The 4,735-nt window shown below is 76.3% G+C and carries 5 protein-coding genes; 3 read left to right on the forward strand and 2 right to left on the reverse strand.

Features of this window, described 5'->3' with window-relative positions; genetic code table 11:
- Window positions 1–768, reverse strand: a 768-nt coding sequence (locus ACFXA3_RS35900) for a PfkB family carbohydrate kinase (RefSeq protein ID WP_385194171.1), incomplete at its 3' end; no start/stop codon positions are given.
- Window positions 768–1,406, reverse strand: coding sequence for a bifunctional 4-hydroxy-2-oxoglutarate aldolase/2-dehydro-3-deoxy-phosphogluconate aldolase (locus ACFXA3_RS35905; protein WP_385194173.1), 639 nt, complete (start codon window positions 1,404–1,406; stop codon window positions 768–770). The genes ACFXA3_RS35905 and ACFXA3_RS35900, both read right to left, overlap by 1 nt.
- 133 nt (window positions 1,407–1,539) lie before the next feature.
- On the opposite strand from ACFXA3_RS35905, the gene ACFXA3_RS35910 reads away from it, so the two are divergent.
- The 3 genes from ACFXA3_RS35910 (at window position 1,540) to ACFXA3_RS35920 (ending at window position 4,675) form a co-directional block, all read left to right on the forward strand.
- Complete coding sequence (locus tag ACFXA3_RS35910; RefSeq protein WP_385194175.1) at window positions 1,540–2,370, forward strand: IclR family transcriptional regulator; 831 nt, start codon at window positions 1,540–1,542, stop codon at window positions 2,368–2,370.
- 172 nt (window positions 2,371–2,542) lie between these two features.
- Window positions 2,543–4,270: a sigma-70 family RNA polymerase sigma factor gene (locus ACFXA3_RS35915; protein WP_385194177.1), complete on the forward strand. Its 1,728-nt coding sequence runs from the start codon at window positions 2,543–2,545 to the stop codon at window positions 4,268–4,270.
- Between the two features lie 108 nt (window positions 4,271–4,378).
- The gene (locus tag ACFXA3_RS35920; RefSeq protein WP_385194179.1) at window positions 4,379–4,675 is read left to right on the forward strand and encodes a helicase associated domain-containing protein; all 297 of its coding nucleotides are present in this window, start codon (window positions 4,379–4,381) and stop codon (window positions 4,673–4,675) included.
- The last annotated feature ends 60 nt before the right edge of the window (window positions 4,676–4,735 follow it).

Here is a 4,735-nt window from a genome sequence, read left to right on the forward strand (position 1 = left end):
GGGGTTGACCGGTACGGGGAGGAAGGCGGCCCGGGTGCCGTCGTCGAGCAGGAGGTGGCCGGCGCCCGCGGTGACGACGACCGTACGGGCGCCGAGGTCCCGGTAACGGGCGGCGGCGGTGCGCGGATCGGTGGTGCCGACCAGGGCCCGGGCGTCGGCCGGGCAGGAGGTCTTGAGCAGCCCGGTCAGCGGGGCGACCCGGGCCAGCAGTTCCCGGGCCTCGGCCCGGCCGGTCAGGCGGGGGCGGAAGTTGGGGTCGTACGAGACGTGTCCGCCGGCGCCGTGCACCGTCTCGGCGGCCGCCACCACCGCGTCGCGGCTGCTCGGGGACAGGGCCCCGGTGATCCCGCTGGTGATGAGGGCTCTCGTGCCGGTCAGCAGGCTCCGCCAGGACGCGATGTGCCGGGTCGAGAGGGTGGAGCCGGCGCTGTGGGTGCGCCAGTAGACGAAGTCCCGGTCGCCGTCGGTGTCGGAGGCGAGCAGGTAGGCGCCGTTGGGGCGCGGGGCGCGGCGTACGTGGGAGACGTCCACGCCGAGTGCGGCGGCGCGGTCGAGCAGCGGGACGCTGAGTTCGTCGTCGCCGACGACGGCGAGCAGGGCGGTCCGGGCTCCCGCGGCGGCCGAGGCGGCCGCGGCGTTGAGGGCGTCGCCGGAGTACGAGATGCGGGCCGCGGTGCCGTCGGCGGCGTTCCGCAGGGCGGTGTCGGCGTGGATCTCGACGAGGACCTCTCCGAGGACGAGTACGTCGTAGCCGGCCGGGGACGCCATCAACGCCCCGCGGTGGCGCAGTCGGTGCAACACGGCCGGGCCAGTGCGGCGAAGACGGCGGCCAGTTCGCCGGGATCGTCGGGCAGGCCGCCGCCCACGCCGACGGCGGCCGCGCCGGCGGCGAGCCACTGCGGGACCTCGGCGGGCCGGATGCCCCCGGTCGGGATGAACAGCGCCCCGGGGAGGACCGCCGTGAGGGAGCGGACGAACCGCGGGCCGCCCACGTGGGCCGGGAAGACCTTGGCTGCGCCCGCGCGGGCGACGGCGGAGGCGATCTCGCCGGGGGTGAAGCCCCCCTCGACGAGGACGGCCCCGCGGCGCTGGGCGACGGCGCGGGCTTCGGGGGCCGGGTAGGGGGAGATCAGGAAGGCCGCGCCGGCGTCGAGGGCCGTCTCGGCATGGTCGGCGGTGGTGACGGTGCCGACGCCGATCAGGGCGGGCCGCCCCTGCGCGTCGGCCAGCGGAACGGTCCGGGCGACGGCCTCGGCCCAGCCGGGGGTGGAGGTGGTCAGTTCGACGGTGCGGCAGCCGGCGGCCAGCAGGGCGGTGGTCCGGTGGACCGCTTCGTCGGCGTCGGTGTTGCGCAGGACCGGCAGCAGGCCCTGGGCGGTCATCGCGTCGTACGGATGGCAGGACAAGCGACCCCTCCATGCGCTCCCCACGGCAGTTGTTCCACGTAGCGGAACGCCGTACCGTGTAACGGAACTTACGCCGCAGACCTTACCTTGACCCCGCCCTGCCTGCCCCCGTCCCGCCCACTGTGGAGAGCGCATGCCCGATCCCGAAGACCCGTCCCCGGCCGACGCGATGGCCGTCCGCTCCCGCGGCGGGCGCACCTCGGCCGCCGGGACGGCGCTGGAGAAGTCGATGCGGATCCTGGAGGCCGTGGCCGCACCGGGCGGGCCGCACCGGCTCACCGATGTGGCGGCGGCCGCCGCCGTGCCGAAGTCGAGCACCTTCCGGATCCTCGCCTCGCTGATCGAGCAGGGCTTCGTCCGCCCGGAGAACGACGCGCGGTACGGGGTCGGCCCCCGGCTGCGCAGCCTGTCCGCCATGGTCGGCGGCGGCGAGCCTCCGACCATCGGGCGGATCCTGGGCGAACTGCGCGAGGCCGTCGGCCAGACGGTCCACCTGGCCCTGCACAGCGGGGAGACGCTCACCTACATCCGGAAGCTGGAGAGCGACCAGCCCTTCCGGACGGCGTCCCGGGTCGGGATGCGGATGCCGCTGCACAGCACCGCGATCGGCAAGAGCATCCTGGCGCACCTGCCCGGGGCGGAGGTGCGGGCGCTGATCGCGAGCGCGGGACTGCCGGCCCGCACACCGAACACGCTGACCCGCCCGGAGGCGCTGCTGGCGGAGCTGGAGAGGGTCCGGGCCCGGGGCTTCGCCGTCGACGACGAGGAGAACGAGCCGACGATCCGGTGCATCGGGGCCGCGGTCCTGGGCCCGGCGGGCCGCCCGGTCGGCGGGGTCAGCATCACCACGGTCGCCTTCTCCCCCGGCCACCGCCCGGGGCATCCCGCCGTCTCCCGCGCGGAGATCGAGGCGTACGCACCGGCTCTGCGCGCGGCCACGGAGGCGCTGGCTCCGCTGCTGTGAGCCGCCCGCAGGGGGCCCGGTGGTGGAGGCGATGACAGCCGCGACGGACCCTCCCCGGGCACCGGAAAAGATTTCTGAGGTTCTTCTTCCGGATAACCGTTATCGGGGCCGCGCTCGACGGTCTCCCAGGTATCGGGCATCATCGACCGCCGGTACGGACAGGGAACCTCACATGACTACACAGCACAGCGCAGCGCTGGTGGCAGCGGCCCGCGCGGGAGATCCCCGCGCGCAGGACGAGCTGGTCAGCACCTATCTGCCGCTCGTCTACAACATCGTCGGGCGCGCCCTGAACGGCTCCTGCGACGTTGACGACGTGGTGCAGGACACCATGCTGCGCGCGCTCGACGGCCTGGGCACCCTGCGGTCGGACGACAGCTTCCGGTCCTGGCTGGTCGCCATCGCCATGAACCGGGTGCGGGCGCACTGGCAGGCCCGGCACACCGCCCCCGGCGAGAGCGGTCTCGAAGCGGCCTGGGAGCTGGCCGACCCGGGCGCCGACTTCGTGGACCTGACGGTCCTGCGGCTCCAGCTCGAAGGCCAGCAGCGGGAGACGGCGCGCGCCACCCGCTGGCTGGACACCGACGACCGCGCCCTGCTGTCGCTGTGGTGGCTGGAGTGTGCCGGTGAACTGACCCGCGCCGAGGTGGCCGCGGCCCTCGAACTCCCCCCGCAGCACACGGCGGTGCGCGTGCAGCGGATGAAGGCGCAGCTGGAGTCCGCCCGGGTGGTGGAGCGGGCACTGGCCACGCAGCCCCCGTGCGAGGAGCTGCGGGTGGTGACGGCCGGCTGGGACGGGGTGCCGGCGACGCTGTGGCGCAAGCGAATAGCCCGGCACGCGCGGGAGTGCGTACGGTGCGCAGGACTGTGGAGCGGACTGCTCCCAGCGGAGGGACTGCTGGCGGGCCTGGCCCTGGTCCCGGTCGGGGCGGCCCTGCTGGCCGGCGTACGGTCGGCCGCGGCGGGCGGTTTCGTCCCGGCGGGCGCCGCGTACGCACCGGCGGACGCGGCGTACGCCTCCGACGGCATGGGCGCGGCCACGGGCGCCGGCCCGGGCACGGGCACGGGCTTCGACGGCACGGACTTCTCCGACGCCGCGACGCAGCTCACCCCCGCGGTGTCCGGCCAGGGCGGCATACCGGACGGGTCCTCCGGCGGCGGCCGCAGCGTGCTGCGCAAGCGCCGGCAGAGCCGCCGCCGCGCGGTCGGCGGCGCGGTGATCGCCGCGTGCGTCGCGGGCTGGGGGGTCGCCTACCTCGGCGGGCTCCCCGGCTCGGGCGACAAGGACACCGGCGCCGCGCCCGCCGCCCCGCTGTCCGCCCTCTCGGCGCCCGAGTCCGCTTCGGCCGCCGCCTCCGCCTCCGCTTCGGAGCCGGCCTCGCCCTCGGCATCGCCCTCCCCTTCGGCCTCCCCCTCGCCGAGCCCCTCCACGGCCAGCCCGGTGCCGAGCCCCACGCCGACCAAGTCCAAGGCTCCCGCGCCGCGCCCGTCGGCCCCAGCGCCGGGTCCCGCCCCGGCTGGCGTCGCGGGCCAGGTCATCGCCCTGGTCAACGCCGAGCGCGCGAAGGCCGGGTGCGGCCCCCTGAAGGAGGACTCGCAGCTGCGGGCCGCCGCGCAGGGGCACTCCGACGACATGGCGGCCCGGGACTTCTTCTCGCACACCAACCCCGACGGCGCCGACCCGGGGAAGCGGACGACGGCCGCCGGGTACCGCTGGTCGACGTACGGGGAGAACATCGCGCGGGGCCAGCAGACCGCGGACTCGGTCATGGACTCCTGGATGAACAGCCCTGGCCACCGCGCGAACATCCTCAACTGCTCCTTCAAGGACATCGGCGTCGGCATCCACTCCGGCCCGGGCGGTCCCTGGTGGACGCAGAACTTCGGCGCCCGCATGTGATCCCGCAGGCCCCGGACCCGTCGGCCCCGGACCCGTCGGCCGCGTCGGCCCCGGGCGCCGAGCCGGCAGCGGACGCGGTCCCCGGCCGAGGCCGTGTCCGGCGCCGGCATGCGGTCCGGGGCGCAGCGCCGGCTGCTGGAGCACGTGCTGGGCGTGACCGCGGCGGCCGGGGCGGAGCGGCCGGCGCCGCGGCGCTCCCGGGCCGAGAAGTGGGCGGGCCATCCGGCGGCGGCGCGGCGGTTCCGCACCCGGGAGCACCATCTGCGGGTCCCCCGCACCCCTGTGGAGCGGGTCGGGAGCAGGGAGGTGCGCCCGGGCGTGTGGATCGCCCATCAGCGCTCGCGGGCCTCGGCCCTCGCCCCGGACCGGATCGCGGACCCCGACGCCCTCGGCATGCGCTGGTAGGCGTCCGCCGGAACCGGGACCGGGGCACCCGCCGGCAGCGGGTGCGCCCGGCGCACCGGC

It is taken from the genome of Streptomyces sp. NPDC059456 (assembly GCF_042750055.1).
Lineage (GTDB): Bacteria > Actinomycetota > Actinomycetes > Streptomycetales > Streptomycetaceae > Streptomyces.

Bases quoted from the DNA above. Each gene is read 5' to 3' on its own strand.
- ACFXA3_RS35910 (WP_385194175.1), top strand. From the start codon at position 1,540: ATGCCCGATCCCGAAGACCCGTCCCCGGCCGACGCGATGGCCGTCCGC.
- ACFXA3_RS35915 (WP_385194177.1), top strand. From the start codon at position 2,543: ATGACTACACAGCACAGCGCAGCGCTGGTGGCAGCGGCCCGCGCGGGA.
- ACFXA3_RS35920 (WP_385194179.1), top strand. From the start codon at position 4,379: ATGCGGTCCGGGGCGCAGCGCCGGCTGCTGGAGCACGTGCTGGGCGTG.